At 53.7% G+C, this 25582-nt stretch carries 24 protein-coding genes and 5 tRNA genes; 12 read left to right on the top strand and 17 right to left on the bottom strand.

Features of this window, described 5'->3' with window-relative positions; translation table 11 throughout:
- The first annotated feature begins 1 nt into the window (after position 1).
- The 11 genes from nrdF (at position 2) to leuA (ending at position 12837) form a co-directional block, all read left to right on the top strand.
- Positions 2-964 carry a class 1b ribonucleoside-diphosphate reductase subunit beta gene (gene nrdF, locus AC07P6_RS06825; RefSeq protein WP_478315923.1) on the top strand — a complete coding sequence of 321 codons (963 nt, stop codon included), beginning with the start codon at positions 2-4 and terminating at the stop codon, positions 962-964.
- 345 nt (positions 965-1309) lie between these two features.
- Complete coding sequence (gene proV / locus AC07P6_RS06820) at positions 1310-2515, top strand: glycine betaine/L-proline ABC transporter ATP-binding protein ProV (protein ID WP_182234327.1); 1206 nt, start codon at positions 1310-1312, stop codon at positions 2513-2515.
- On the top strand, positions 2508-3572 hold the full coding sequence (proW, locus tag AC07P6_RS06815) for a glycine betaine/L-proline ABC transporter permease ProW (protein WP_434661953.1): 1065 nt from the start codon (positions 2508-2510) through the stop codon (positions 3570-3572). The genes proV and proW overlap by 8 nt, the downstream gene beginning before the upstream one ends.
- Positions 3573-3634: 62 nt before the next feature.
- Entirely contained in the window at positions 3635-4630 is a 996-nt protein-coding gene (gene proX, locus AC07P6_RS06810) for a glycine betaine/L-proline ABC transporter substrate-binding protein ProX (protein ID WP_434661951.1), read from the top strand.
- 246 nt (positions 4631-4876) lie between these two features.
- A complete protein-coding gene (locus tag AC07P6_RS06805) occupies positions 4877-5857 on the top strand; it encodes an IS110 family RNA-guided transposase (RefSeq protein ID WP_478316951.1) in 981 nt (326 codons plus the stop codon).
- 604 nt (positions 5858-6461) lie between these two features.
- On the top strand, positions 6462-7208 hold the full coding sequence (locus AC07P6_RS06800) for an AzlC family ABC transporter permease (protein ID WP_478315922.1): 747 nt from the start codon (positions 6462-6464) through the stop codon (positions 7206-7208).
- Positions 7198-7533, top strand: a complete 336-nt coding sequence (gene ygaH, locus AC07P6_RS06795) for an L-valine transporter subunit YgaH (RefSeq protein WP_478315921.1) — start codon at positions 7198-7200, stop codon at positions 7531-7533. The genes AC07P6_RS06800 and ygaH overlap by 11 nt, the downstream gene beginning before the upstream one ends.
- A 91-nt stretch (positions 7534-7624) precedes the next feature.
- Positions 7625-8155 carry a transcriptional repressor MprA gene (gene mprA, locus AC07P6_RS06790; RefSeq protein ID WP_110277034.1) on the top strand — a complete coding sequence of 177 codons (531 nt, stop codon included), beginning with the start codon at positions 7625-7627 and terminating at the stop codon, positions 8153-8155.
- A gap of 126 nt (positions 8156-8281) precedes the next feature.
- Entirely contained in the window at positions 8282-9454 is a 1173-nt protein-coding gene (gene emrA, locus AC07P6_RS06785; protein WP_478315920.1) for a multidrug efflux MFS transporter periplasmic adaptor subunit EmrA, read from the top strand.
- Positions 9455-9469: 15 nt separating this feature from the next.
- A complete protein-coding gene (gene emrB / locus AC07P6_RS06780) occupies positions 9470-11017 on the top strand; it encodes a multidrug efflux MFS transporter permease subunit EmrB (protein WP_181485208.1) in 1548 nt (515 codons plus the stop codon).
- Between the two features lie 143 nt (positions 11018-11160).
- The gene (gene leuA, locus AC07P6_RS06775; RefSeq protein WP_478315919.1) at positions 11161-12837 is read left to right on the top strand and encodes a 2-isopropylmalate synthase; all 1677 of its coding nucleotides are present in this window, start codon (positions 11161-11163) and stop codon (positions 12835-12837) included.
- Here the strand turns inward: leuA and AC07P6_RS06770 are convergent.
- From AC07P6_RS06770 to pncC, 16 genes are all read right to left on the bottom strand, one after another.
- Positions 12816-13583, bottom strand: coding sequence for an AraC family transcriptional regulator (locus AC07P6_RS06770; protein WP_478315918.1), 768 nt, complete (start codon positions 13581-13583; stop codon positions 12816-12818). The two genes, leuA and AC07P6_RS06770, sit on opposite strands and share 22 nt — an antisense overlap.
- A 54-nt stretch (positions 13584-13637) precedes the next feature.
- Positions 13638-14153 carry an S-ribosylhomocysteine lyase gene (luxS, locus tag AC07P6_RS06765; RefSeq protein ID WP_110277029.1) on the bottom strand — a complete coding sequence of 172 codons (516 nt, stop codon included), beginning with the start codon at positions 14151-14153 and terminating at the stop codon, positions 13638-13640.
- 166 nt (positions 14154-14319) lie between these two features.
- Positions 14320-15876, bottom strand: coding sequence for a glutamate--cysteine ligase (gene gshA, locus AC07P6_RS06760; protein ID WP_142512512.1), 1557 nt, complete (start codon positions 15874-15876; stop codon positions 14320-14322).
- 66 nt (positions 15877-15942) lie between these two features.
- Positions 15943-16371, bottom strand: a complete 429-nt coding sequence (locus AC07P6_RS06755) for a YqaA family protein (RefSeq protein ID WP_110277027.1) — start codon at positions 16369-16371, stop codon at positions 15943-15945.
- On the bottom strand, positions 16368-16934 hold the full coding sequence (yqaB, locus tag AC07P6_RS06750; protein WP_112216426.1) for a fructose-1-phosphate/6-phosphogluconate phosphatase: 567 nt from the start codon (positions 16932-16934) through the stop codon (positions 16368-16370). Before yqaB ends, AC07P6_RS06755 begins: the two co-directional genes overlap by 4 nt.
- Before the next feature lie 127 nt (positions 16935-17061).
- On the bottom strand, positions 17062-17376 hold the full coding sequence (locus AC07P6_RS06745; RefSeq protein ID WP_181485204.1) for a BON domain-containing protein: 315 nt from the start codon (positions 17374-17376) through the stop codon (positions 17062-17064).
- Positions 17377-17670: 294 nt separating this feature from the next.
- Positions 17671-17747, bottom strand: a tRNA-Arg gene (locus tag AC07P6_RS06740).
- 194 nt (positions 17748-17941) lie between these two features.
- Positions 17942-18018: transfer RNA gene (locus AC07P6_RS06735), tRNA-Arg, on the bottom strand.
- Between the two features lie 61 nt (positions 18019-18079).
- Positions 18080-18156 (bottom strand) — tRNA-Arg (locus AC07P6_RS06730).
- Positions 18157-18350: 194 nt separating this feature from the next.
- Positions 18351-18427 (bottom strand) — tRNA-Arg (locus AC07P6_RS06725).
- Between the two features lie 4 nt (positions 18428-18431).
- A tRNA-Ser gene (locus tag AC07P6_RS06720) sits at positions 18432-18524 on the bottom strand.
- Positions 18525-18846: 322 nt separating this feature from the next.
- Positions 18847-19032 (bottom strand): carbon storage regulator CsrA, encoded by a 186-nt coding sequence (gene csrA, locus AC07P6_RS06715; RefSeq protein ID WP_000906486.1) that lies wholly within the window; start codon positions 19030-19032, stop codon positions 18847-18849.
- A gap of 238 nt (positions 19033-19270) precedes the next feature.
- Positions 19271-21898: an alanine--tRNA ligase gene (alaS, locus tag AC07P6_RS06710; protein WP_304253023.1), complete on the bottom strand. Its 2628-nt coding sequence runs from the start codon at positions 21896-21898 to the stop codon at positions 19271-19273.
- A 130-nt stretch (positions 21899-22028) separates the two neighbouring features.
- Complete coding sequence (recX, locus tag AC07P6_RS06705; RefSeq protein WP_142512511.1) at positions 22029-22529, bottom strand: recombination regulator RecX; 501 nt, start codon at positions 22527-22529, stop codon at positions 22029-22031.
- A gap of 68 nt (positions 22530-22597) precedes the next feature.
- Positions 22598-23656 (bottom strand): recombinase RecA, encoded by a 1059-nt coding sequence (recA, locus tag AC07P6_RS06700; RefSeq protein WP_110277022.1) that lies wholly within the window; start codon positions 23654-23656, stop codon positions 22598-22600.
- An 80-nt stretch (positions 23657-23736) separates the two neighbouring features.
- The gene (gene pncC / locus AC07P6_RS06695) at positions 23737-24234 is read right to left on the bottom strand and encodes a nicotinamide-nucleotide amidase (RefSeq protein WP_182234345.1); all 498 of its coding nucleotides are present in this window, start codon (positions 24232-24234) and stop codon (positions 23737-23739) included.
- Between the two features lie 201 nt (positions 24235-24435).
- On the opposite strand from pncC, the gene AC07P6_RS06690 reads away from it, so the two are divergent.
- Positions 24436-24663, top strand: a complete 228-nt coding sequence (locus tag AC07P6_RS06690; RefSeq protein ID WP_304253024.1) for a hypothetical protein — start codon at positions 24436-24438, stop codon at positions 24661-24663.
- A 35-nt stretch (positions 24664-24698) separates the two neighbouring features.
- Here the strand turns inward: AC07P6_RS06690 and AC07P6_RS06685 are convergent, their stop codons facing one another.
- Positions 24699-25577 carry a metal ABC transporter substrate-binding protein gene (locus AC07P6_RS06685; protein WP_304261105.1) on the bottom strand — a complete coding sequence of 293 codons (879 nt, stop codon included), beginning with the start codon at positions 25575-25577 and terminating at the stop codon, positions 24699-24701.
- Between the last annotated feature and the right edge of the window lie 5 nt (positions 25578-25582).

Raw genomic sequence — 25582 nt, 5'->3', positions numbered from 1 at the left:
GATGACCCATTTATCGCGCATTAGCGCCATCAACTGGAACAAGATTGAGGACGACAAGGATCTGGAGGTCTGGAACCGGTTGACCAGCAACTTCTGGCTGCCGGAGAAGGTGCCGCTATCCAACGATATTCCGGCCTGGCAAACGCTTACCCCGGTAGAACAGCAGCTGACGATTCGCGTATTCACCGGACTAACGCTGCTGGATACCATTCAAAACACCGTCGGCGCTCCGGCGCTGATGGCCGATGCCCTCACCCCGCACGAAGAAGCGGTGCTGTCGAACGTTAGCTTTATGGAGGCGGTGCACGCTCGCTCCTACAGTTCGATTTTTTCCACACTTTGCCAGAACAAAGACGTGGATGCCGCGTACGCGTGGAGCGAACAAAACGCGCCATTGCAGCGCAAAGCGCAGTTGATGCTGGAGTTCTATCAGGACAATGAACCGCTGAAGAAGAAAATCGCCAGCGTATTTCTTGAATCCTTCCTCTTCTATTCTGGCTTCTGGCTGCCGATGTATTTCTCCAGCCGGGGAAAAATGACCAACACCGCCGATCTTATTCGCCTGATTATCCGCGATGAAGCGGTACATGGTTACTATATCGGCTACAAATTCCAGAAAGGGTTGGAGATTGTCAGTGCCGAAAAGCGCGAAGAGCTCAAAAATTTCGCCCTCGACCTGCTAATGGATCTCTACGATAACGAGCTGGCCTATACCCGCGAACTGTACGCCGACAGCGACTGGATTGAGGAGGTTAACGCCTTCCTGTGCTACAACGCCAATAAGGCGCTGATGAACCTCGGTTACGAAGCGCTGTTCCCGGCAGAAATGGCCGCCGTCAACCCGACCATCCTCGCAGCCCTTTCGCCGAATGCCGACGAAAATCACGACTTTTTCTCCGGTTCCGGATCGTCGTATGTGATGGGAAAAGCAGAAGAAACCGTCGACGACGATTGGGACTTTTAACCTTACTTTCACCAGGAATATATCAACATATTTCCTGGTGATTTATTTCACATTATTCGTTTTCACCTCACTCAATATCTTTCAGTCATCACCGCGTCATATTCAACAGAATCTTGTCGATTTCAGGCGAAATCATCGCAACATAACCAAAAAATATTAGTTGTCAGCAATTCACGCTCAGCCCTTATATCACGGGGGATGCGCTGGAATCCTCTCGTTTGAATTTCCGCCGTAAATCAACATAAAGGGTTGTCTCAGATTCTCAGTATGTTAGGGTGTAAAAAAGCAATTATCTCCACCAGGTACTATATCGATATAAATAAATTACAGGAAACTTTCTATTGCATGGCAATTAAATTAGAAATCAAGAATCTCTATAAAATATTTGGCGAGCACCCACAGCGGGCTTTCAAATATATCGAAAAAGGATTATCGAAAGAGCAAATACTGGAAAAAACGGGACTTTCGCTTGGCGTAAAAGACGCCAATCTGACCATTGAAGAAGGCGAGATATTCGTCATCATGGGGCTCTCCGGCTCGGGGAAATCTACCATGGTTCGCCTTCTCAATCGCCTGATTGAACCCACCCGTGGACAGGTGCTGATCGATGGCGTTGATATCGCCAAAATCTCAGAGGCCGAGCTCCGCGAGGTGCGCAGAAAAAAGATTGCAATGGTATTTCAATCGTTTGCCCTGATGCCGCATATGACCGTGCTCGACAACGCCGCTTTCGGCATGGAGCTGGCCGGCGTTTCGCCTCAAGAACGCCAGGAGAAAGCGCTGGATGCGCTGCGTCAGGTGGGCCTGGAAAACTATGCTCACTCTTACCCGGATGAACTCTCCGGCGGGATGCGTCAGCGCGTTGGTCTGGCCCGCGCGCTGGCCATTAACCCCGATATCCTGTTAATGGATGAGGCCTTCTCAGCCCTCGACCCATTAATTCGCACCGAAATGCAGGATGAGCTAACCAAATTACAGGCAAAGCATCAGCGCACCGTGGTATTTATTTCCCACGATCTCGATGAAGCAATGCGCATTGGCGATCGCATTGCCATTATGCAAAATGGCGAAGTGGTCCAGGTCGGTACACCAGATGAAATACTGAATAACCCGGCCAATGATTATGTCCGCACCTTCTTCCGCGGCGTCGATATTAGCCAGGTATTTAGCGCCAAGGATATTGCCCGCCGTCGTCCGGTTGGTCTGATTCGTAAAACGCCAGGTTTCGGCCCGCGTTCGGCGTTGAAATTATTGCAAGATGAAGACTGCGAATATGGCTATGTCATAGAACGCGGTAATAAGTTTGTTGGCATTGTCTCCATTGATTCACTGAAGGCCGCGCTGAGCGAAGGTCAGGGAATCGATGCGGCGTTAATTGACTCCCCACAAGCGGTGGATGCACAAACGCCGCTCAGCGACCTGCTCTCCCACGTCGGCCATGCACCTTGCGCGGTGCCGGTTGTGGACGAAGGGCAACAGTACATCGGCATCATTTCCAAACGTATGCTGCTGCAGGCTTTAGATCGCGAGGGGGCAAACAATAATGGCTGATCAATCTAACCCGTGGGACACCGCACCGGCGGCGGATAGCGCGTCGCAATCCGCTGATGCCTGGGGCACATCAACACCCGCCCCGGCCGATAGCGGCGGTGCCGACTGGCTGAGCAGCGCACCCGCGCCGCAGCCGGAACACTTCAATATTATGGATCCGTTCCATAAAACGCTTATTCCGCTTGATAGCTGGGTCACGCACGGTATCGACTGGATAGTGATGCACTTTCGCCCGCTGTTTCAGGGGATCCGCGTACCGGTGGATTACATCCTGAGCGCTTTTCAGCAGCTCTTGCTGGGGATGCCTGCGCCGGTCGCGATTATTATTTTCTCGCTGATTGCCTGGCAGATCTCCAGCGTCGGTATGGGTGCCGCAACGCTGATTTCGCTTATTGCTATCGGGGCCATCGGCGCCTGGTCGCAGGCTATGGTGACTCTGGCGCTGGTGCTGACCGCACTGCTGTTTTGTATGTTAATCGGCCTGCCGCTGGGGATTTGGCTGGCCCGTAGCCCGCGGGCGGCAAAAATTATTCGCCCGCTGCTCGATGCGATGCAAACCACTCCGGCATTTGTCTATCTGGTGCCGATCGTGATGCTGTTCGGTATCGGTAACGTTCCGGGCGTGGTGGTGACCATTATCTTCGCCCTGCCGCCGATTGTTCGTCTGACGATTCTGGGGATTAACCAGGTGCCTGCGGATCTGATTGAAGCTTCTCGCTCCTTCGGCGCCAGCCCGCGTCAGCTTCTGTTCAAGGTTCAGCTACCTCTGGCTATGCCGACCATTATGGCCGGGGTCAACCAGACGCTGATGCTGGCCTTGTCGATGGTGGTTATTGCTTCGATGATCGCCGTTGGCGGCCTTGGCCAAATGGTACTACGCGGCATTGGTCGCCTGGATATGGGTCTGGCGACCGTTGGCGGCGTCGGCATTGTTATCCTCGCCATCATTCTCGACCGCCTGACTCAGGCCTTCGGGCGCGACTCGCGCAGTCGCGGCAACCGCCGCTGGTACACCACCGGCCCACTGGGGTTTATCACTCGCCCTTTCTGTAAATAAGAGCACATCCCCCCGGCAGTCGGGGGGATGGACTTCCCTTCTGATAAATAAAAGGAACAACGATGCGACATACCGCGATTCTTGCCACAGCGTTTACCGCCCTCATTTCCACCACCGCCTTCGCCGTGGACCTGCCAGGTAAAGGCATTACCGTGAAACCGGCACAGAGCACCATTTCGGAAGAGACCTTCCAGACCCTGCTGGTCAGCCGCGCGCTGGAAAAGCTGGGCTATACCGTCGAGAAGCCGAGCGAAGTCGACTATAACGTCGCCTACACCTCTATCGCCGCAGGTGATACCACCTACATCGCCACCAACTGGAAACCACTGCACGATGATATGTACGCAGCCGCCGGTGGCGATAAGAAATTTTATCGTGAAGGGGTATTTGTTACCGGTGCCGCACAGGGTTATCTGATCGACAAGAAAACCGCCGAGCAGTACAACATTAAATCTATCGACCAGCTAAAAGATCCGAAAATTGCCAAACTGTTTGATACCAACGGTGATGGCAAAGCCGATATGACCGGCTGTACGCCGGGCTGGGGCTGTGAAGCGGTCATTAATCACCAGATTGATGCTTACGGTCTGAGCAACACGGTCGTGCATAACCAGGGCAACTATGCGGCGATGATGGCCGATACTATTGCGCGTTATAAAGAAGGCAAACCGGTGCTTTATTACACCTGGACGCCTTACTGGGTTAGCGACGTGCTGAAACCGGGTAAAGATGTCGTCTGGTTACAGGTACCGTTCTCCTCCCTGCCGGGCGAGCAGAAGGATATCGACACCAAGCTGCCGAACGGTATGAACTACGGCTTCCCGGTTAACACCATGCACATCGTGGCAAACAAAGTCTGGGCTGAGAAAAACCCGGCGGCGGCGAAGCTGTTTAGCACCATGAAGCTGCCGATTGCCGACATCAACGCCGAGAATGCGATGATGCATGCCGGTCACGGTTCAGAAGCGGATATTCAGGGCCATGTCGACGGCTGGATTAAAGCCCACCAGCAACAGTTTGACGGCTGGGTGAATGAAGCGCTGGCTGCGCAGAAATAATCCCCCTCTTTTAGGGTATTCCCGGAGGCGATGCTGCGCATCTGTCCGGGCTTGTATGATGACTCCATCAGAAAGAACCGGCCAGTTCTCTCTGATGGCGGTCCGGATGCCGTGTCCGGGCTTAGGCTTTCGCGCCTGTTCCGTAGATCCTTTGCACCGGACCGCCGTTCTTTCTCATGTGATAAACCGGACAGTATCATGGACCGGCTTTCACCGGTAACCCGTATTCGCAAGGTTGGTTTCACTATGGAAAATGAACTGCACTTCATCGGCATTGATGTTGCCAAAGCTAAGCTCGATGTTGATATCCTGCGCCCTGATGGTCGACATCGCGGTAAAAAATTCGAAAATACGCCCTCCGGACATGAAGCGCTTGTCCGCTGGCTTCGCAGCCATGATGTGAACCATGCCCATGTCTGCATGGAGTCCACCAGTACCTACATGGAAGAGGCTGCCGCGTATCTGAGTGATGCCGGTTATACCGTCTCCATTATCAACCCCGCCCTGAGTGCCGCCTTCGCCCGTAGTGAAGGGTTGCGCAGTAAAACCGACAAAGTCGATGCCCGTATGCTGGCGCACTTCTGCCGGGAGAAACGTCCGTCAGCATGGGAGGCACCGCACCCGACAGAGCGAGCCCTGAAAGCGCTGGTGTTACGGCATCAGGCGCTGACAGAGATGCAGACGCAGGAGAAAAACCGTCAGGAAACAGCCCCGGAGGTCCAGTTAGCGAGCATCGATGTGCTCCTGGAGTGCCTGAGTGCTGAACTGAAACGTATCGAAAAACAGATAAAAGACCTGACGGACAACGACCCGGATATGAAGCAACGGCGGAAGCTGCTGAACAGCATCCCGGGTATCGGCGAGAAAACGGCGGCGGTCCTGCTGGCGTATACGGGACTGAAGCTGAGGTTTGCCACAGCGCGGCAGTTCGCCGCGTATGCAGGGCTGACGCCGGTGCAGCATGAGTCAGGCAGTAGCGTGATGCGGGCGAGCCGGATGAGTAAAGCGGGTCCGGTTCAGTTGCGCAGAGCATTATATATGCCAGCAATATCAGCGCTGTATCACACGGCGTGGGGAAAAGCGTTCAGAAAGAGACTGGAAGGGAATGGCAAACGCGCGAAAGTTATCATAGGGGCGATGATGCGCAAGCTGGCGCAGGTGGCGTACGGAGTGCTGAAGTCAGGGGAGCCGTTCGATGCGTCACAACATGGAATAGCGGTAGCGTAGGGACGAAAAGACTGCGGGAATAGAAAAACAGCACCCAGAGGGTGCTGTCGGTGGTGTGTCTGTCATCCAGAAACCGGAGAGAGCCCCGCAACTAAAAATGGTTGCCGATGCTCACAGTATCTACAAAACCCACAGACCGCACGAACCCGTAGCCCGGGCAAGGCGCTCTGCGCCGCCCCCGGGGGAAAACCGCAGAGTATTGCAGAATTTCCCGGAGGCGATGCCGCGCATCTGTCCGGGCTACAAAACCCGCAGACCGCACGAACCCGTAGCCCGAGCAAGGCGCTCTGCGCCGCCCCCGGGGGAAAACCGCAGAGTATTGCAGAATTTCCCGGAGGCGATGCCGCGCATCTGTCCGGGCTACAAAACCCGCAGACCGCACGAACCCGTAGCCCGGGCAAGGCGCTCTGCGCCGCCCCCGGGAAAGACTGCATCCTGCACAACACGACATTTTCTGTTCTAAATGATGGGTTGATATGCAAATAAACTGCATAACTTTAGCCATCAACCTGTTAGATACTGTTAAGCTACGCCGCTCTCTGCTAAGGTTAATCCACCTATGCAATCATGTGATTTTCACGTGCGTTATTAATAAGTAATCCCTATGGAAAACCCTGCCGCAATGACGCAAACGACCCCTGCGTGCGAAGCCACGCTGGCCGAAGGCATAAAAGATAGCCTGCCGATTGTGATTAGCTACATTCCCGTGGCCTTCGCCTTTGGCCTGAACGCCACCAAACTCGGTTTTACTCCGCTGGAAAGTCTGTTCTTCTCCTGCATCATCTACGCGGGTGCCAGCCAGTTCGTGATCACCGCGATGCTCGCCGCTGGCAGCTCGCTGTGGGTCGCGGCGCTTACCGTCATGGCAATGGACGTTCGCCACGTGCTGTACGGCCCTTCCCTGCGCAGCCGCATTCAGCGCTTGCTGAGCAAGAAAAAAACCGCACTCTGGGCTTTCGGCCTGACCGACGAAGTTTTTGCCGCCGCCACCGCTAAACTGGTACGCGATAACCGCCGCTGGAGTGAAAACTGGATGATCGGTATCGCTTTTATGTCCTGGGCTTCGTGGGTCTTCGGCACGCTGGTAGGAGCTTACTCAGGCAGCGGCCTGTTGACCGACTTTCCGGCAGTAGAAGCAGCGCTAAGCTTTATGCTGCCCGCGCTGTTTATGAGTTTCCTACTGGCATCGTTCCAGCGCAAACAATCACTCAGCGTTACCGCCGCGCTGGCGGGCGCGCTTGGGGGGATTATCCTCTTTTCTATTCCCGCAGCGATCCTTGCCGGGATTGTCTGCGGTTGCCTGACCGCTCTGGTGCAGGCCAGCATTCAGGGGATGCCCGATGAACAGTGACGTTCTTCTTATTGGGGCCGTAGTCGGCTGCGTGAATTACCTGTTCCGCTATCTTCCACTACGCCTACGAGCGGGAAACGCCCGCCCTACGCGTCGCGGCCCGGTCAGCGTCCTGCTCGATACTATCGGCATCGCCTCCATTTGCGCCTTACTGGTGGTTTCCAGCGTGCCGGAAATCCTCCATGACGCCCACCGTCTGTTCCCCACATTAGCGGGTTTTACGGTGCTGGGCCTGGCCTTCTGGAAAACGCGCAGCATTATTATTCCTACGCTTTTAAGCGCATTAACCTATGGCGTAGTGTGGAAAATCGGCACATGGCTATAAGCTTAAAGTATCAATATCAATCAATAATTCATTTGATTTATTTGTCACAATAGTTATTATATCGGCTGTAATTAATGAGGTCATAACCAAAATGGATAGTTCGTTTACTCCCATTGAGCAAATGCTCAAGTTCCGCGCCAGCCGTCACGAAGACTTCCCCTTTCAGGAAATTCTGCTCACTCGTCTTTGCATGCATATGCAAGGTAAGCTGCTGGAAAACCGTAACAAGATGCTGAAAGCGCAAGGGATTAACGAGACATTATTTATGGCGCTGATCACGCTTGAGTCTCAGGAAAACCACAGCATTCAGCCTTCAGAACTGAGCTGCGCGCTGGGCTCTTCGCGCACCAACGCCACGCGTATTGCCGATGAGCTGGAAAAACGCGGCTGGATTGAGCGCCGTGAAAGCGATAACGATCGTCGCTGCCTACATTTGCAACTTACCGACAAAGGTCATCAGTTCCTGCGTGAAGTCTTACCACCGCAGCATAACTGCCTGCATCAACTCTGGTCTTCTTTAAGCACTGGCGAAAAAGATCAGCTCGAACACATCACCCGCAAGCTGCTTGGTCGTCTCGACCAAATGGAAGAGGATGGCGTGGTCGCGGAGTCTCTGCGCTAAGCGCAGCATCGCTCGCCCCATTTTTGAGTTGCAAGGAAAACAGCCAGGCCAGCAGATCTTCTGCTGGCCTTTCTGATAAACAGGTCGGCTCAGCCGATGTGAAATAATAAGATCGTGGAGAATAACATGAGCGCAAATGCGGAGAGCCAAGTCCCGCAGCAACCGGGCAGCAAGAAAGGCAAGCGTAAAGGCGCCCTTCTGCTGCTGACCTTGCTCTTTATTATTGTTGCCGTGGCATATGGGATTTATTGGTTTTTGGTACTGCGTCACTTCGAAGAGACGGACGACGCCTACGTGGCAGGGAACCAGGTACAAATCATGGCGCAGGTGTCCGGTAGCGTGACGAAAGTCTGGGCCGACAACACCGACTATGTGCAAAAAGGCGATCCGCTGGTCACCCTCGACCAGACCGATGCTCAGCAGGCGTTTGAAAAAGCGCAGACCCAGTTGGCTGCCAGCGTGCGCCAAACGCGCCAGCAAATGATCAACAGCAAGCAACTGCAGGCCAGTATCGAAGTCAAAAAAACCGCCCTTTCCCAGGCGCAGACCGACCTTAACCGTCGTATTCCTCTGGGGGCCGCCAACTTGATTGGCCGTGAAGAGCTGCAACATGCGCGCGACACGGTTGCCAGCGCACAGGCGGAACTGGACGTGGCCATTCAGCAATATAATGCCAATCAGGCGATCGTTCTGGGAACGAAGCTGGAGCAACAGCCGGCGGTGCTGCAATCTGCAACCGAAGTCCGCAACGCCTGGTTAGCTCTGCAACGAACCAAAATCGTCAGCCCGATTAGCGGTTATGTTTCCCGCCGTTCCGTACAACCTGGCGCACAAATTAGCCCCACCACTCCGCTGATGGCCGTGGTTCCGGCGACCAACCTGTGGATTGATGCCAACTTTAAAGAAACCCAGCTGGCGCATATGCGTATCGGCCAACCAGCAACCGTTATCAGCGATATTTACGGTGACGATGTGAAATACACCGGCAAAGTCGTTGGTCTGGATATGGGTACCGGTAGCGCCTTCTCGCTGCTGCCTGCACAGAACGCCACCGGTAACTGGATCAAAGTGGTTCAGCGCCTGCCGGTGCGTATTGAGCTGGATGAAAAACAGCTGGCGGAGCACCCGCTGCGCATCGGTCTTTCCACGCTGGTTGAAGTTAACACCAGCGAGCGCGGCGGCGAGATGCTGGCAAGCCAGGTCCGTAGCTCTCCGGTCTATGAAAGCAACGCCCGCGAAATCGGCCTTGAGCCGGTCAATAAACTGATCGACGGTATCATCCAGGCTAACGCCGGATAATTCGGGGTGAGCGTAATGCAACAGCAAAAACCGCTAAAACCGCTGGAAGGCGCGCAGTTGGTCATTATGACCATTGCGCTGTCGCTCGCGACCTTTATGCAGGTGCTGGACTCCACTATCGCCAACGTGGCCATCCCCACCATCGCCGGTAACCTTGGCTCATCGTTGAGCCAGGGGACCTGGGTTATTACCTCGTTTGGGGTGGCGAACGCTATCTCCATTCCGATTACCGGCTGGCTGGCAAAGCGCGTCGGTGAAGTGAAGCTGTTCCTCTGGTCGACGGTGGCGTTCGCTATCGCCTCCTGGGCCTGCGGCATGTCAAACAGCCTGACGATGCTGATTTTCTTCCGCGTGATTCAGGGGATCGTCGCCGGTCCGCTGATCCCACTGTCGCAAAGTCTGCTGCTCAGTAACTATCCGCCAGCTAAGCGCTCTATTGCGCTGGCGCTGTGGTCAATGACGGTGATCGTCGCGCCCATTTGCGGCCCCATTCTTGGCGGCTACATTAGCGACAACTACCACTGGGGCTGGATATTTTTTATCAACGTTCCCATTGGCATTGCCGTGGTGGTGATGACGCTGCAAACCCTGCGCAGTCGTGAAACCCGCACCGAGCAGCGGCGAATCGACGGCGTTGGCCTGGCGCTGCTGGTGATCGGTATCGGCAGTCTGCAGGTGATGCTCGACCGCGGTAAAGAGCTGGACTGGTTCGCCTCTAACGAGATAATCATCCTGACGATTGTTGCGGTGGTGGCGATAAGCTTCCTGATTGTCTGGGAACTAACCGACGATAACCCGATAGTCGACCTGTCGCTGTTTAAGTCGCGAAACTTCACTATCGGCTGCCTGTGTATCAGCCTCGCCTACATGCTCTACTTCGGCGCGATCGTGTTGTTGCCACAGCTATTGCAGGAGGTATACGGCTACACCGCGACCTGGGCCGGTTTAGCCTCAGCGCCGGTTGGGGTGATCCCGGTTATCCTGTCGCCGATTATCGGCCGCTTCGCGCATAAGCTCGATATGCGTCGGCTGGTCACCTTCAGCTTTATTATGTACGCGGTCTGCTTCTACTGGCGCGCATACACCTTCGAACCCGGTATGGATTTCGGCGCTTCGGCCTGGCCGCAGTTTATCCAGGGCTTCGCGGTGGCCTGCTTCTTTATGCCGCTGACCACCATCACCCTTTCCGGCCTGCCGCCGGAGCGGCTGGCGGCAGCATCGAGCCTGTCGAACTTTACCCGTACGCTGGCAGGGTCAATTGGTACTTCAATTACCACCACCATGTGGACCAACCGTGAGGCGCTGCACCATGCGCAGCTCACCGAATCGGTCACGCCGTACAACCCCAATGCCCAGCAGATGTACGATCAGCTGCAAGGCCTGGGGATGACTCAGCAGCAGGCGTCCGGCTGGATAGCACAGCAGATAACCAACCAGGGATTGATTATATCGGCCAACGAAATCTTCTGGTTCTCGGCGGCAATATTTATCCTTCTGCTCAGCCTGGTGTGGTTCGCCAAGCCACCGTTTAGCGCCGGTGGAGGCGGAGGCGGTGCCCACTAAGGTTTGATAAAAGGGATCTGCGGATCCCTTTTTTATTGCTGGAAAATGCAGGTTGTCCAATTTGCACTAGTTTCTGTCTAGTTTGCTAAAGCTGCCTTCTTGCCATGTCATGCACGATAAATATCCAACAAGAGGAGAAAATCATGCTGACTCATCCCGGCGAAAAATATCGCCCCTACCCGCCAATCGCCCTGCCCGACCGCCGCTGGCCGGATCAACAAATCACCCGAGCCCCCCGCTGGCTTTCCACCGACCTACGCGATGGCAACCAGGCGCTGGCCGAGCCGATGGATAGCGCGCGCAAGCTCCAGTTCTGGGACTTACTGCTGGAATGCGGATTTAAAGAGATTGAAGTGGCTTTTCCTTCGGCTTCACAAACCGATTTTAACTTCGTACGTCAATTGATTGAAGAGCAGCGCATCCCACAGGATGTGACAATTCAGGTGCTGACCCAGGCGCGGGAAGATTTAATCCTGAAAACCTTCGAATCGCTTCGCGGTGTACACAGCGCCACCATTCATCTCTATAACGCTACAGCGCCGCTGTTCCGCGAACTGGTTTTCGGGATGAACAAAACGCAGGTTATCGAGCTGGCGACTCGCGCCACCCGGCTTATCCGCCAACAGTGTGAACAGCAGCCGCAGACCCGCTGGCAATACGAGTACTCACCGGAAACCTTTTGCTTTACCGAGCCTGAATTTGCGCTGGAAATCTGCGAGGCGGTGGCGGAGATCTGGCAGCCTTGCGCCGAACGGCCGTTGATTATCAACCTGCCTGCGACGGTAGAAGTTAACACCCCCAACGTTTACGCCGATCAAATTGAGTATTTCTGCCGCCACTTTTCACGTCGCGCCGATGTGTGCATAAGCATCCATCCACATAACGACCGGGGAACTGGCGTCGCCAGCGCAGAGCTGGCAGTGATGGCCGGAGCCGACCGCGTCGAAGGCTGCCTGTTCGGCAACGGCGAGCGCACTGGCAACGTCTGCCTGGTGACGCTGGCGATGAATCTCTACAGCCAGGGCATTGACCCACAGCTCAAATTCTCAGAAATGAACCAGGTGGTCGAAATTGTCGAAAGCTGCAACCAGATCCCGGTGCATCCGCGTCATCCCTGGGCGGGTAGCCTGGCCTACACCGCCTTTTCTGGCTCTCATCAGGATGCCATCAAAAAGGGATTCGATGCCCGCCAACCCGGCGATCTCTGGGAAATGCCCTACCTGCCTATCGACCCGCAGGATATCGGTTGTAGCTATGAGGCAGTGATTCGCGTTAACAGCCAGTCTGGAAAAAGCGGTAGCGCATGGTTGATTGAACAGAATCATGGCCTCAAACTGCCGCGTGCATTGCAACAGGATTTTAGCTTGCACGTACAGCAAGAAACCGATACTCATGGTAAAGAGATGACCCAGAACGCGCTGTGGCAGCTGTTCCGTGCTCGATACGGCCTGGTGGCCCAGCCGACGCTTGCGCTGCTGAATTACAAAAGCGATAGCCAGCAGGACGGGCAGCTTACCCTACAGGCAACCCTGCGAATCGCCGGGGAAGCGCGACGATTGCAAAGCCGCGGCAACGGGCTGCTGTCTGCCGCTGCCAGCGGACTGAGTGGCTTACTAAAGCAAAACTTCGTTATCAAAGATTATCATGAACATACCCTCGGTGAACGTAGCGACAGCCGTTCAGTGGCCTATATTCGCTGCATCTTTCCGAATGGAGGTAGTCGTTGGGGAGTAGGGATTGATAACGATGTAGCGCGCGCTTCGCTTCAGGCACTGTGTAATGCCATTAGCGAAAACCGTCACTCCGGCGAGCGAAAGTAGTCGCTGGGAGCCACGCCAATAACGCGGCGAAACATGGCGCTAAAAGCGCTATGGCTGCCGTAACCAAGGTCCAGGGCTACCCGCAGAACTGAGTGACCCTGCGCCAGGCGGACCAGCGCTTCCATTAGCTTTGCCCGCCGTACCCACTCGCTCCAGGTCAGAATGGTCTGCTGCTGAAAATGACGATTCAGTGTGCGCTCACTCATGCTGACTTCTTTCGCTGCCTGGGCGCTACTCCACGGCTCGCCAGGTGCTTCTCTTACTTTCTGGCATAAACGGCGCAGCGCTTCGCTTTGAGGCTCGGGCAGGCCAAACGGCAGCGCCGCCATGCCGCGAATTTCATCGAGGATCAATTCATAAATTCGCTCATCGCGACTGCCTGGCTCGTAAGACTCCGCCAGCCTTAGCGAGGCGACGATCAATTCACGCAGCAGCGGAGTGACCTGCACTATCTGACAGGATGAGGGAAGATCGGCGCGAGCAAGAGGATCGATGAACAGGGTCCGCGCGGCCACAATGCCAGTGACCCGTAGCGTATGCGGCGTACCCGCCGGCAGCCAGACACCTCGTCCTGGTGGAACCACCCAATAACCTTGCGCGGTTTCAACTCGCACTACGCCGCTGAGGATATGCAATAGCTGGGCACAATCGTGCTGATGCCAGGGTTCTCCATCGCCATGGGCGTAATCATGGGAAAAAGGCACCAGTGAACGGTGTTTAAAGCTGAAGGTTAAAGTCGTCGACATCGCGGCGTAAGAGATTAGCGGCCCGGCAGTACTTGCCGGACCGTAGCAGACGCACTAAATGTGCAGTTCTTGCAGTTTTTCTTTCGGCAGCGCCAGCTCGTCATTACTGTTAACGCGTACATCACGCTCAATGATATGACGAGCGATGTCCTGGGCTTCTTCCAGCGAGTGCATAGTGTAGGTTCCGCACTGGTAAACGTTCAGTTCCGGGATCTGGTTCTGTTCTTTCACTTTCAGCACGTCAGCCATCGCTGCTTTCCAGGCATCCGCGACACGCTGCTCGTCTGGCGTACCGATCAGGCTCATATAGAACCCGGTACGGCAACCCATCGGAGAGATATCGATGATTTCCACACCATTACCGTTCAGGTGATCGCGCATGAAACCGGCAAACAGATGCTCAAGCGTGTGAATGCCTCTTTCCGGCATCACTTCCTGGTTTGGGATGCAGAATCGCAGATCAAAAACGGTAATTTCATCGCCGTGAGGCGTGTTCATTTTCTTCGCGACACGCACCGCAGGCGCTTCCATTCGGGTATGGTCGACTGTGAAACTATCTAACAACGGCATTCTTCACCTCCGATAGTGATTTTTTAAAAAATAAAATGAACTCTTTTTGAGACGGCGAGTCTGAGTATATGAAAGACGCGCATTTATTATCATCATCATCCCTGAATCAGAGATGAGAGTTTGGCCACATTGATTGTGGCCGTTTTCTTTTCTACGGCCTGTAAAACTACAGGTGCCTTGCCAACAGCGCTTCAAACGGCTCGTTATCTTCCGCTTCAACCTTCTGCTGACGCTGTATTGACGCTTCACGCTCGGTAATAAAATCCTCTTCGCGTAAAATTTCCAACGGCTCTTCGCGCAGCATCGTACGATATTGATCGGCAAGCTCCCTACCGGTGCCACCAATCCCTTCTTCAAGCATAGAACGCAGAATGCGCGCCGAGAAGGTTAACTCCGGGTTGTCAAAGCAGGCAACCAGCTCATCACAAACCTGCTGATACGCCTGACACCCATGGATGCTATCTAACGTTTGCGCCACGCGGCGTAAATCACGGAACAGATCTTTACCCACTTTAGCCAGCGGGAATTGAGCTGTTTCGCAACCAATACCCAACGTCAGACCCGGCTTGCGGCCTTCCAGAATAACGCGATTCCAGTTGGTGCGCGTGCACAACAGTTCATCGCTGCTCATCTCTGGCGCATCGGCCAGTACACACCAGACCATAAACAGATCCAGGAAGCGTACCTGCTGCTCGTCAACGCCAATCGGTGAGAACGGGTTAATATCCAGAGAGCGCACTTCGATGTATTCAATACCACCGCGCAGCAGCGCGTCGGAAGGCGTTTCACCGCTGCGGGTGACGCGTTTCGGGCGAATCGGCGCGTACAGCTCATTTTCGATCTGCAATACATTGCTGTTGATTTGCAGACGCTTTCCGTCTTTCTCCAGCCCAATCTGCGCGTACTCTTCGGAAGGCGTTTTAATCGCCCGCTTCAATCCTGCCACATACTCATACAGATCGTTAAACGTAATTCCGAGATTACTTTGCGACTTATTGGTATAGCCCAGATCGCTCAGACGCAGAGAGGTAGCGTAAGGCAGGTAATACATGCCGTTGCTGGCTTCCTCAAACGGCAATGTCGTCGGTTTCCCTTGCAGGAACGAAGAACAAATTGCCGGGGACGCACCAAACAGGTACGGAATCACCCAACCAAAACGGTAGTAGTTACGAATGGAACGGAAATAACCCGCTGAAATGGCCTCTTTACCGCTTTCAACATCCTCAACGCCACATTTAGCCTGCCAGAACGCCATTGGCAGAGAGAAGTTATAGTGCACGCCGGAAATGGTTTGCATGAGCGCACCATAACGGTTCTTCAACCCTTCGCGATACAGTGTTTTCAGGCGACCAATATTTGATGTGCCGTACTGCGCCAGTTCAATATCCTGACCGGGTGCGATGTAGCAAGGCATACTCAGCGGCCACATCCGCTCTTCGCCAATATGGCGGGCGGTATAGCGATGAACATCGCGCATTAAGGTGAGCATATGCTGGATATCGCCATCAACCGGCGTTATAAATTCCAGCAAGGCTTCGGCAAAATCGGTGGTAATCCATTTATGCGTCAGCGCTGAGCCTAAGGCTTGCGGATGACCGGTAGTGGCCAGCGTGCCGTCAGCGTTGACGCGCAGCGTTTCGCGCTCAAGACCGCGTTGAATACCCTGTAAAGCCTGAGGATTTTTTTCCAGCCAGGCCAGCGCCTGTGATACGTCCGGGATCAATTTGACCTCCCGCCTGTCGAAATCGTTTGAATTAGCATAATTGTAATGGTTGAACAATCAGTCCAATTAGTGCCACCACGTCATGCCCTGAAGCGTTATCGCCGCAATGACGATATAGCGTAATGCTTTGCCAAGGCATAAGAAAAAGAGTACTGGTCCCCAGGAAATGCGCATCCATCCCGCCAGTAAACACAGCAAATCACCTATAACAGGCGCCCAACTTAATAATAGCGTGACCGCGCCATAACGGCTTAACCAACCGGACGCCTTCTCCTGCCAGCGCGATGTTTTGCGTAGCGGAAACAGGCGCCCCAGAATAACGTTAGTTACCCCTCCAAGGCTATTACCGATTATTGCTATTAAAACCAGTAACCACGGTTTGCTAACTCCCGCCAGCAGCATGGCAACCAATACCACTTCCGAGTTGCCTGGGAGCAGCGTTGCGCTCAAAAAGCTACTGGCAAATAGCGATATCAGCGACAGCGCGTCGCTCACAGCAATCGCACGTCCACGGCATCCATTCCGGCGCGCTTCGCCGCCTGCAGACCGAAGTCCGCATCTTCGAAGACAACGCATTTATCTGCCGCAACGCCCATGAGATCCGCACACAGTAAGAAGGTGTCGGGTGCGGGTTTATGGTTTACAACATGATCGGCGGCAACAACCGCAGAGAAGTAGTGACGAAGGCCCAGATGAGCCAGCAGCGCTTCAGCAACGGCGCTCTCGCTGCCAGTACCGACTGACATTGGGCGACGACCGTGCCACTCCTTAACCACCTCAATCAACGGCAAAGGACGGACGCTATCCAGAAGCATCGCTTTCACGGCGTCCGTTTTTTCTTGTGCCAGATGATGGGGGTCTAAATCCGCGTGATTTAATTCGATAACGGCCTGAGCAATACGCCAGGTTGGAGAACCGTTAAGCGCAACCATGGCCTGCATATCGAAACGCATACCATAACGTCCCAGAACCTCGTTCCATGCCTTACGATGCGTCGGCTCGGTATCAAGGATCGTGCCATCCATGTCAAAAATCAGTCCTGCGTAACGTTCGTACATCGTGTTCTCACCAGCCGGTTCAGGAGAGGTTACTGTATCGCAAATGGCTGGTTTTGTCGCTGCTAGCGGTAGATGCAACAAAGGCGCCCGATGGCGCCTTTATCTATGCGGGTGCAGTTTATAGGGTTTATTTGATTCTTAAATCATTCTCAACCACACGAACACCCTGCACTTTGCGCGTCACTTCTACCGCGCGTTTAGCACTATCGGCGGATGAGACAAAGCCGCTCAGTTGTACACGACCTTTAAAGGTCTGCACGCTAATTTCTGAGGATTTGATCTCTTTATCATTGAATAACGCGGATTTCACTTTGGTTGTGACGACGGTATCGTCAATGTATCCACCGGTACTTTCTTTGGTGGACGATCCGGCACAGCCCGCAAGCGTGGCGGCTACCAGAAGCGTCGCGCAAAACGCAGATGTCGCTTTGAACCATTTCATGGATTTCTCTCCTTGCACTTATATCACCCAAAATCAGGCTGGTATACAGGGATAAATTATAGTGGAAAGAGCTACTTGCCAATGAAAAAAGTGCTGAAGAAGATTGTGAATTATTGCACTGGAGATGACTTGAGGGGAGTGTTGCTGCTATCTCGGAGAATATGGTCCATCCGGGAGGATTACTCGGCTGCGCCTCGCCCTTCGGGCCGTTGCTAAAGCAACGTTATCCTCCCTGGTGCTGACGACTATCGCGCAGACCATTCAACAACGATATCGCTGTTACTAAGAAGAATATGGTGCATCCGGGAGGATTCGAACCTCCGACCGCTCGGTTCGTAGCCGAGTACTCTATCCAGCTGAGCTACGGATGCATTGGGAATGGCGTTTACTTCTAAGATTTAGTATCACATTAAAGTGAAATACTAAGGCAAGATGGTGCATCCGGGAGGATTACTCGGCTGCGCCTCGCCCTTCAGGCCGTTGCTAAAGCAACGTTATCCTCCCTGGTACTGGCGACTATCTCGCAGACCGTGCAACAACGATATCGCTGTTACTAAGAAGAATATGGTGCATCCGGGAGGATTCGAACCTCCGACCGCTCGGTTCGTAGCCGAGTACTCTATCCAGCTGAGCTACGGATGCATCGGGAAACTTGCTTTACTGCCGATGTTGATACGGCCACTAAGCCATATCAAGTAAGAGATGGTGCATCCGGGAGGATTCGAACCTCCGACCGCTCGGTTCGTAGCCGAGTACTCTATCCAGCTGAGCTACGGATGCATCGGGAAACTTACTTTACTGCAGATTTTGATACCGTTGCTAAAACCGTATCAAGTAAAAGATGGTGCATCCGGGAGGATTACTCGGCTGCGCCTCACCCTTCGGGTCGTTGCTAAAGCAACGTTATCCTCCCTAGTGCTGGCGATAATTTCGCAGACCATGCAACAACAATATTGCTGTTACTGGGGAGAATATGGTGCATCCGGGAGGATTCGAACCTCCGACCGCTCGGTTCGTAGCCGAGTACTCTATCCAGCTGAGCTACGGATGCAAAATGGCGGTGAGGCGGGGATTCGAACCCCGGATGCAGCTTTTGACCGCATACTCCCTTAGCAGGGGAGCGCCTTCAGCCTCTCGGCCACCTCACCACACGCCTCTTTCGAGTGCTTCGAAGAACTTGTTTCTGCTCTTCGTCGCTGCGATGGCGCACATATTACTTTCTGGTACTTATAAGTCAAACCTTTTTTCGAGACCTTTTTTTCGTTTGCACACTTCCCGCGCAATTAGCCTGTGAAAACGGCAAAAAGAGTATTTTATCAACAAGAAATTGGCTATTACGTCGTTGTGAAAGCGAAAGATAACTGTAGCGGATGATGGGCAATAGACAAAAAAGAGAGGTCACAAGAGAAGAAAAGTGAGGAAAAAAGCGAGTAGAGGGATGCGCCTCACAAAAAGCGAGGCGCGAAAACCTTAGTAACTGGACTGCTGGGATTTTTCAGCCTGGATACGCTGGTAGATCTCTTCACGATGCACGGAGACTTCTTTAGGGGCGTTTACGCCAATACGTACCTGGTTACCCTTAACCCCTAAAACTGTCACAGTGACCTCATCTCCAATCATGAGGGTCTCACCAACTCGACGAGTCAGAATCAGCATTCTTTGCTCCTTGAAAGATTAAAAGAGTCGGGTCTCTCGTATCCCGGCATTATCCATCATATAACGCCAAAAAGTAAGCGATGACAAACACCCTATGGTGTAAGCAGTCACGGCATCACATTCTGTTAAACCTAAGTTTAGCCGATATACACAACTTCAACCCGACTTTATCGTTATCAGTGCTTCTCGCGCAAGATGCTATAATCCGAGAATGACAGCATCTATGCGTTTATAGTTATTACAGTTTTGCGCTCACCCAGCCTTTCACACTGGCCAACGCAGCAGGGAGGGCAGACGCATCGGTACCGCCAGCTTGCGCCATATCCGGACGACCGCCCCCTTTACCGCCCACCTGCTGGGCGACCATACCAACCAGCTCCCCTGCTTTCACGCGGTCTGTCACATCCTTAGACACACCTGCAATCAGAGAAACCTTACCTTCTGCGACCGTGGCTAATACGACAACCGTTGAACCCAGTTGGTTCTTCAGATCATCAACCATGGTACGCAGCATTTTCGGCTCAACGCCAGCCAGCTCGCTGACCAGCAGCTTAACGCCGTTAATCTCTTCCGCTTTACTGGAGAGGTTTGCACTCTCCTGCGCCGCAGCCTGCTCTTTCAGCTGCTGCAGCTCTTTTTCCAGCTGGCGACTACGTTCTAATGCAGCACGCACTTTATCGCCGAGGCTGTGAGTATCACTCTTCAGCAGTTGTGCGATCTCACCGAGCTGATCGCTTTGCGCATGCAGCCACGCAATAGCACCTTCGCCGGTGACCGCTTCAATACGACGCACGCCTGCGGCGGTGCCGGATTCAGACGTAATACGGAACAGACCAATGTCACCAGTACGTGAGGCGTGAGTACCGCCGCACAGTTCAGTGGAGAAATCACCCATGCTCAGTACACGAACGCGATCGTCATACTTCTCGCCAAACAGCGCCATCGCGCCAGATTCACGAGCCGCATCAATGTCCATGATATTGGTTTCGACAGGCAAGTTGCGACGAATTTGCGCATTCACCAGATCTTCTACCGCACGGATCTCTTCCGGCTTCATCGCTTCAAAATGCGAGAAGTCAAAGCGCAATGCTTTGTCATTAACCAGAGAACCCTTCTGCGCCACGTGCGTACCGAGAACCTGACGCAGCGCCGCATGCATCAAGTGCGTGGCGGAGTGATTCAGACGAATACGCTGACGGCGAGCCTGGTCAACATCAGCCTGAACCGCGTCACCCACTTTCAGAGAACCGCTGGTCAGTTTACCGATGTGGCCGATGGCCTGACCATATTTCTGCGCATCGTTCACCAGGAAGGAGAAGCCTGCGCCTTTCAGTTCGCCTTTATCACCCACCTGACCGCCGGATTCAGCATAAAACGGCGTTTGATCCAGAATAACAACCGCTTCCTGACCCGCAGCCACCGTATCGACTGCTTTACCGTCGATAAACAATGCAGTGACTTTGCCATTCAGCTCCAGGCTGTCATAGCCTTTAAACTCAGATGCGCCCTCAACGCGAATCATCGCATTGTAGTCCGCGCCAAAACCGCTGGATTCGCGCGCACGGCGGCGTTGCTCTTCCATTGCGGCTTCAAAGCCCGCTTCGTCAACTTTAATGTTGCGCTCGCGGCAGACATCCGCGGTCAGGTCGACCGGGAAGCCGTAAGTATCGTACAGACGGAAGGCTGTTTCGCCATCCAGCGTGTCACCTTTCAGCTTAGCCAGCTCTTCGTCCAGCAGCGCCAGGCCGCGCTCCAGAGTACGGGCAAACTGCTCTTCTTCAGTTTTCAGAACCTGCTCTACCTGAGCCTGCTGCTGTTTTAACTCTTCACCAGCTGAACCCATCACTTCAATCAGCGGGGCAACCAGTTTCCAGAAGAAAGAGTCCTTCGCGCCCAGCATGTTGCCATGGCGAATTGCACGACGAATGATACGGCGCAGTACATAGCCACGGTTTTCATTCGATGGAATAACGCCATCAGCAATCAGGAACGCACAAGAGCGAATATGGTCAGCAATAACGCGCAGGGACTTGTTAGAGAGATCTGTCGCACCAGTTACGTTAGCCACGTTCTTAATCAGCTCGCGGAACAGGTCAATATCGTAGTTGGAGTTCACGTGTTGCAGAACGGCCGCGATACGCTCCAGGCCCATACCGGTATCAACGGACGGCTTCGGCAGCGGTTCCATGGTCCCGTCGGCCTGACGGTTGAACTGCATAAAGACGATGTTCCAGATCTCGATATAACGATCGCCGTCTTCTTCAGGGGTTCCCGGAGGACCGCCCCAGATGTGATCGCCATGGTCGAAAAAGATTTCGGTGCACGGACCGCACGGACCGGTATCGCCCATCTGCCAGAAGTTATCGGAAGCAAAAGCTGCGCCTTTGTTGTCGCCGATACGGATGATACGCTCGCGCGGAACACCGACTTCATTCGCCCAGATGTCGAATGCTTCGTCATCAGTTTCGTAGATGGTTACCCACAGTTTTTCTTTCGGCAGCGCAAACCAGTTTTCACCAGTCAGCAGTTCCCATGCGTATTTGATGGCGTCCTGCTTGAAATAATCGCCGAAGCTGAAGTTACCCAGCATTTCAAAGAAGGTGTGGTGACGCGCGGTGTAACCGACGTTTTCCAGATCGTTGTGTTTACCACCCGCACGAACGCAACGCTGCGCGGTAGTTGCGCGCGAATAATTACGTTTGTCGAGACCAAGGAAAACATCCTTGAACTGGTTCATCCCGGCGTTGGTAAACAGCAGGGTCGGGTCGTTATGCGGCACCAGGGAGCTGCTCGCAACTACCTGATGTCCCTTACTATGGAAAAAGTCGAGAAACGCCTGACGGATCTCAGCGGTGCTCTTGCTCATAATTATCCTGAAATCAAGCTAACGAAATGTCGCTGGCAGCCACTACTCAGTATCGACCGGCAGGCTACTCACGAAAATAAAGTGGGAATAAGATAAGTTTTCTTTACGGGGAAGTAAAATCCCCGATGGGTCAATCTGCAAAATTTCGCCAGATTTCCTGGATATCTTCCATTAGATAGCCGCGATAGAGCAAAAAGCGCTGTATTTTCACCTTTTCTGAAAATGCAGTGGGTAAGGGTTCGCCATATTTTCGTTGCGCCTGCTCCCTTGCAAGCAGCGCCCAGTCGATTTCGCACTCACGCATAGAGGACTCTATCGCTTCACGGGAAATCCCCTTCTGCTTTAGTTCCTGACGAACGCGCGCCGGACCGTATCCCTTCCGACTGCGGCTGGCAATAAACTGGCGAACAAAGCGATCGTCGTCCAGATAGCGGTTATCAATGCACCACTCGACGACTTTATCGACCTCTTCCGGCGTCACATCGAGCGCTTCCGGGCCGTTTTTACTCATTACGGGAGCAGCAAGTTTGCGGCGCAGTTCCTGTTCGCTGTGATCGCGCATTGCCAGAATACGGATAGCGCGATCCAGCAGGCGTGCATAGCCGGAACGGCGGGATGAAGTTTCAGTCACGGGCAACCTCGCTAATCAAAAAGCAAAAGGGCCGCATAAGCGGCCCCTTGTTAGACTTTCTGACGATATCAGAAATCTTGTTCAGTTTCTTCTGCGCTGTTTCCGTCAACTGCGAAGTCCGGAGTGGAGTCCTGATTGCTCAGCAGCAGTTCACGAACTTTCTTCTCGATCTCTTTCGCTGCAGCCGGATTCTCTTTCAGCCAGGAGATCGCGTTCGCTTTACCCTGACCAATCTTGTCGCCATTATAGCTGTACCAGGCACCAGCTTTCTCAATCAGCTTCTCTTTCACGCCAAGGTCAACGAGTTCACCGAAGAAGTTAATACCTTCACCGTAGAGGATCTGGAACTCAGCCTGCTTGAACGGCGCGGCGATTTTGTTTTTCACCACTTTAACGCGGGTTTCGCTACCGATGACGTTATCGCCATCTTTCACCGCACCGATGCGACGGATATCCAGACGAACAGAGGCGTAGAATTTCAGTGCGTTACCGCCGGTAGTCGTTTCCGGGTTACCAAACATCACGCCAATTTTCATACGAATCTGGTTGATGAAGATAAGCAGGGTATTGGACTGCTTCAGGTTACCAGCGAGCTTACGCATCGCCTGGCTCATCATACGTGCCGCGAGGCCCATATGAGAATCGCCGATTTCGCCTTCGATTTCCGCTTTCGGCGTCAAGGCCGCAACGGAGTCGACAACGATAACGTCTACTGCACCAGAACGCGCCAACGCGTCACAGATTTCCAGAGCCTGTTCGCCGGTATCCGGCTGAGAGCACAGCAGGTTGTCAATATCGACACCCAGTTTGCGAGCATAAACAGGGTCCAGCGCGTGTTCTGCATCGATAAACGCACAGGTTTTACCTTCACGCTGAGCGGCAGCGATAACCTGCAGCGTCAACGTGGTTTTACCGGAAGATTCTGGCCCGTAGATCTCGACGATACGGCCCATAGGCAGACCGCCAGCGCCCAGGGCGACATCCAGTGAAAGCGAACCGGTGGAGATAGTTTCCACATCCATGGAACGGTCTTCACCCAGGCGCATGATGGAGCCTTTGCCGAATTGCTTTTCGATCTGGCCCAGTGCTGCCGCCAACGCTTTCTGTTTGTTTTCGTCGATAGCCATTATTACTCCTCTCATGCCGGGTGTAACCGGGTAGTGAATTCTGTTCTGTTGAGGCAATTATACTGTATAGTCATACAGTATCAAGTGTTTTGTAGAAATTGTTGCCAGAGGAGTTTTAAGGCATACGCCGTCGCCTGACGACGTACCGATTCCCGGTCTCCAGCAAAGCATTCGCGCTGAGTCACGCCTTGCCCATTGGCGCTGGCCACGCCAAACCATACGGTTCCAACCGGCTTTTCCGCGCTGCCGCCGTCCGGCCCGGCAACGCCGCTGACCGAAATAGCATAATCCGCTCGCGCCGCGCGAAGAGCGCCAATCGCCATCTCCACCACCACCGGTTCACTCACCGCGCCATGATCAAGCAAAGTCACCTCGCTGACGCCAATCATCTGCGATTTTGCTTCGTTGCTGTAGGTGACGAAACCGCGCTCAAACCATGCCGAGCTGCCCGCGATATCGGTAAGCGTTTTGGCGACCCAACCGCCAGTACAGGATTCCGCCGTGGTTACCGTCGCGCCGCGCGTTTTCAGCGCCAACCCCACCTGTTCGCTCAGCTGCATTAATTCCGAATCTGTCATTCGTCGCCCCATGTAAGCCGTATAAAGAGGTCATCAAAGATAGCACTTTCAGCAGAGATATGGGGATGAGGTGGCGAATTTACGAGGAGGCTTCCGAAAAACATTGTCCGCGCCGGCGCAGCATTTTCGGATAGCTGCCAGGTGCCACCAGTGCCACAATTCACCGTACATAAGGAAGAGTTAAATTAGAGGTTACCAGGAATGGCTAAAGCACCGCTTACCCCAGAGCAGAATTTGAAAAAAATCAGACAAATGCGACTTTGTTTATTTGTTTGTGGCGTATTTACGCTACTCACCGTACTGCTGCATATTTTCACCCGTTCATTCAACCCACTGTATGAAGGCGTACAGATCTTGTTGGGCGTGGGCTGCGTGGTCTATGGATTCACGTTGACTAAAAAAATCAATCAGATACAAGAAGAACAATAAAGTTAAATAGCCGGCCCATCGCGGGCCGGATTCATTTATTTCATACTGGCAGCAATCAGCTCTACGTTGTGGCGCAGCATTTTCACGTAGCTGTCCGCTACGCCACCCGGCGCGGAAAGCGCCTCAGGATAGAGTTCACCGCCCGGCTGCGCACCCGTTGCGCTGGCAATCTGTTTAACCAATCTGGGGTCAAGCTGGTTTTCCATGAACCAGGTATGCACATCGTCAGCTTTAATTTGTTTAATTAATGCCGCCACCTGCGCCGCGCTGGCTTCACTTTCCGAAGACAATCCTTGCGGCGCAAGGAACGTCACGCCATAGGCGCGGCCAAAGTAGCCGAATGCATCGTGGCTGGTTAACACCTTGCGCCTGGCCTGTGGGATAGTGCTGAACTGATCTTTCGCCCAGCTATCCATCTCGTTGAGCTGGCTGATATAGCGCTTACCCGAGGCCTCCAGCGCCAATTCATCTTCCGGGTCTGCTTTTACCAGACCGTTAAGGATATTTTGCGCATACAGTGCACCGTTTGCAGCGCTGTTCCACGCGTGCGGGTCGGTAACCGTTTGACCATCTTCATCAAGGGTATGGGTTTTTACGCCATTGGACGCCACGACCAGCTCACCTTTAAAGCCGGATGCTTTAATCAGCCTGTCCAGCCAACCCTCCAGCCCCAGGCCGTTCACCACCACGACATCGGCTTTGCTAAGCAGCGCGCTGTCTTTCGGTGACGGTTCAAAGGTATGCGGGTCGCCGTCAGGCCCCACCAGGGTATCCACGTGCACATGCTCACCACCAACCTGCTGCACCATGTCGCCTAAAACAGAAAAACTACTCACCACGTTCAGCGTTTTTGCCATCACCCCTTGCGACGCCATGCCCAACGCCAGCGCCAGCAGTATCCCGGTACGTTTCATCATTT

This window comes from Klebsiella sp. GFKo11 (assembly GCF_056490265.1).
This window is presented reverse-complemented; position numbering and strand designations above follow the sequence as displayed.

Bases quoted from the DNA above. Each gene is read 5' to 3' on its own strand.
- nrdF (WP_478315923.1), top strand. From the start codon at position 2: ATGACCCATTTATCGCGCATTAGCGCCATCAACTGGAACAAGATTGAG.
- proV (WP_182234327.1), top strand. From the start codon at position 1,310: ATGGCAATTAAATTAGAAATCAAGAATCTCTATAAAATATTTGGCGAG.
- proW (WP_434661953.1), top strand. From the start codon at position 2,508: ATGGCTGATCAATCTAACCCGTGGGACACCGCACCGGCGGCGGATAGC.
- proX (WP_434661951.1), top strand. From the start codon at position 3,635: ATGCGACATACCGCGATTCTTGCCACAGCGTTTACCGCCCTCATTTCC.
- AC07P6_RS06805 (WP_478316951.1), top strand. From the start codon at position 4,877: ATGGAAAATGAACTGCACTTCATCGGCATTGATGTTGCCAAAGCTAAG.
- AC07P6_RS06800 (WP_478315922.1), top strand. From the start codon at position 6,462: ATGGAAAACCCTGCCGCAATGACGCAAACGACCCCTGCGTGCGAAGCC.
- ygaH (WP_478315921.1), top strand. From the start codon at position 7,198: ATGAACAGTGACGTTCTTCTTATTGGGGCCGTAGTCGGCTGCGTGAAT.
- mprA (WP_110277034.1), top strand. From the start codon at position 7,625: ATGGATAGTTCGTTTACTCCCATTGAGCAAATGCTCAAGTTCCGCGCC.
- emrA (WP_478315920.1), top strand. From the start codon at position 8,282: ATGAGCGCAAATGCGGAGAGCCAAGTCCCGCAGCAACCGGGCAGCAAG.
- emrB (WP_181485208.1), top strand. From the start codon at position 9,470: ATGCAACAGCAAAAACCGCTAAAACCGCTGGAAGGCGCGCAGTTGGTC.
- leuA (WP_478315919.1), top strand. From the start codon at position 11,161: ATGCTGACTCATCCCGGCGAAAAATATCGCCCCTACCCGCCAATCGCC.
- AC07P6_RS06770 (WP_478315918.1), bottom strand. From the start codon at position 13,583: ATGTCGACGACTTTAACCTTCAGCTTTAAACACCGTTCACTGGTGCCT.
- luxS (WP_110277029.1), bottom strand. From the start codon at position 14,153: ATGCCGTTGTTAGATAGTTTCACAGTCGACCATACCCGAATGGAAGCG.
- yqaB (WP_112216426.1), bottom strand. From the start codon at position 16,934: ATGTACGAACGTTACGCAGGACTGATTTTTGACATGGATGGCACGATC.
- AC07P6_RS06745 (WP_181485204.1), bottom strand. From the start codon at position 17,376: ATGAAATGGTTCAAAGCGACATCTGCGTTTTGCGCGACGCTTCTGGTA.
- csrA (WP_000906486.1), bottom strand. From the start codon at position 19,032: ATGCTGATTCTGACTCGTCGAGTTGGTGAGACCCTCATGATTGGAGAT.
- alaS (WP_304253023.1), bottom strand. From the start codon at position 21,898: ATGAGCAAGAGCACCGCTGAGATCCGTCAGGCGTTTCTCGACTTTTTC.
- recA (WP_110277022.1), bottom strand. From the start codon at position 23,656: ATGGCTATCGACGAAAACAAACAGAAAGCGTTGGCGGCAGCACTGGGC.
- pncC (WP_182234345.1), bottom strand. From the start codon at position 24,234: ATGACAGATTCGGAATTAATGCAGCTGAGCGAACAGGTGGGGTTGGCG.
- AC07P6_RS06690 (WP_304253024.1), top strand. From the start codon at position 24,436: ATGGCTAAAGCACCGCTTACCCCAGAGCAGAATTTGAAAAAAATCAGA.
- AC07P6_RS06685 (WP_304261105.1), bottom strand. From the start codon at position 25,577: ATGAAACGTACCGGGATACTGCTGGCGCTGGCGTTGGGCATGGCGTCG.